The organism is Aquiflexum sp. (genome assembly GCF_041749095.1).
Lineage (GTDB): Bacteria > Bacteroidota > Bacteroidia > Cytophagales > Cyclobacteriaceae > Aquiflexum.
In genome coordinates this window covers 1-2056 of sequence record NZ_JBGTCA010000540.1, presented here as the reverse complement: position 1 = coordinate 2056, position 2056 = coordinate 1, and the positions used below count along the sequence as shown (strand labels likewise).

The 2056-nt window shown below is 36.6% G+C and carries 2 protein-coding genes; both read left to right on the top strand.

What is annotated here, in order from left to right; all coding sequences use genetic code 11:
- A partial coding sequence (locus ACEW8O_RS24200) for a hypothetical protein (RefSeq protein ID WP_373497201.1) occupies window positions 1-1091 on the top strand: 1091 nt, incomplete at its 5' end.
- 51 nt (window positions 1092-1142) lie between these two features.
- The coding region (locus ACEW8O_RS24195) for a hypothetical protein (protein ID WP_373497200.1) at window positions 1143-2056 on the top strand (914 nt) is incomplete at its 3' end.

Here is a 2056-nt window from a genome sequence, read left to right as displayed (position 1 = left end):
CCTTGATTGCCTTTTTGGTCTTCAGTTCTTTTGCTATCAGGCAATACCTGAGACAACAGAATTCATATATTCTAAACTCCATTCAAGAGGAGTCCATAAAGTTGGTAAACAGTCCAAAAGTGGCATTTGAGAATAAAATTTCCCTCATTGTTGAACAGTTGAAACTTGAGCATACAAGTATTGATGAGGTGATTAATGCCATTGCTGATCCGATTGAAAAAATCAACATTGCCAATGGAATTGCCACAATGCTGGTTTTTCAAGGATGGGTAGAACCCAAAGAAGAAATTTTCAGAAGTTTGGCCATTGCAGATAGTCTCTCAGAGGAGTATGCAGTACCAAGCAATGTCAACTCCTCATATTCAGCGATTTTAAAAGAATTGAATGATTTACGGGTTACCTTGGAATTGGCATATTATTATAATCCCGATACTCAAATAAATTCTTGGAGAGAATCGAATGCCAAAAGGTCAGGTAATATGGTATTACATGTCCTTGAAACCCAACCGGCTGATTTCTCCGACATCATTAATCTGACCCTGGCACTTGAACATGCCGTCAATTATAGGGTATTTTCCCCTGATGAAACCCAAAGACTCATCCAAATCCTTTCGCCCTTTGAAAAGGAAATTCAATCGGATTGGGTAAGTGTAAATTTTAATTCGGATAATCTGCTTCTGAGAGGTGCTACCAATTATGGCTTTAGATCCAATGGACTTTATCAGCAATTGGCATATTTATTTGCATCGCAAGGAAACAGTGAAAAGGTATTGGATTGTATTGATGTATTATTGGCAAATTCCCAAAACTATTACCAAGGGGATTATGCGGCAGGGGCGGATAATGCAGCCAATATTGCAACAGTATTTTACAGATTTGGACAATTTAAAGCTTTGGACGATTTTGTGAAAGGATATATTCTGAGAAAAAACATTTCGTCGGAGGAATTTTATGCACGGCTTTTGGGAAGAATGCTAAAATCCTCAAACACATCATTTAATTTGCATTTGTATGGGTTTATGGATGATAGACAAAACCTAAACCTTCAATTCAGTGATCGGGCACAGATTGGATATTTCTATTCAAAATAAAGAGAATCGGTTCTTACCGATATCAAAAATCCCAATGAGAGGAATTTTTTGATGGCCCTTTCCTTTAAAAACGAAGGTATTTTAAAGGGAATCAACTATGAGGATCCGAAAAAAGATGAACTGTCAGTTGTCCAATTTTTTGACAAAGCTTTTGAATACTATAAGTCAGTTTCCCCATCCTATTTGGAGCAAACCACTTCTGTAATTGGCGTTTCGGGTGCAGATATTATGATCGTTCCTCAAAAATTTTTATTTATTTATCCTGATCTAAGAATTGGTTTTCATCCATTGGAACCAAGGTCTTTCTTTTTCTTCTACTTTTCAGATATCTTTTTGGAATATATACTGGATAATCAGTTAATAGATTCCTTGTATCCTAATAAGACTGAGCTAGATTTTTTTACAACATGGCTGTTAGGATATAATTCCAAAATATGGACAAACGGTTTCATGATCAAACTGGCCCGATTTGAGATTTTTAAAAGGCTGGAAGCTGAACTTTCAGAAAAAGAAAATATAGATCAGGTCGACCTGAATTGGTTGTATTTGTATTTGGGGGAGATGGCTTTTCAAAAAAATGAAATGGAAGCCATGATTTCCTATTATCAAAAAATCAATCCGGAGAATCTTTTAAATATTCTCGGATCCAAGGAGTTTGGAAATCAGATCAACAATCATTCACTAAGATTGATAGCAACGGCTATAGAGGGTTTGGCAAATTCCGGGAATTTTGAAGAAATCAACAGTTTGTTGAGGCCATTCAATAAAGCCATCAACAGGTCCTCCCTGTATGCCTATGCTGCAAAAGAATTCCTTAATAAAGAATCAAATCGGGAAGTGGCGATGAGGTTGTTGGACTCTGCAAGGGTAGAGTTTGGGAGAACTGGGATAGTTACTACATTTCAGCCTCATATAATTCAACTTGCCTATGCCAATACCCTATTTGACCCTAAAGAAAATTTGGA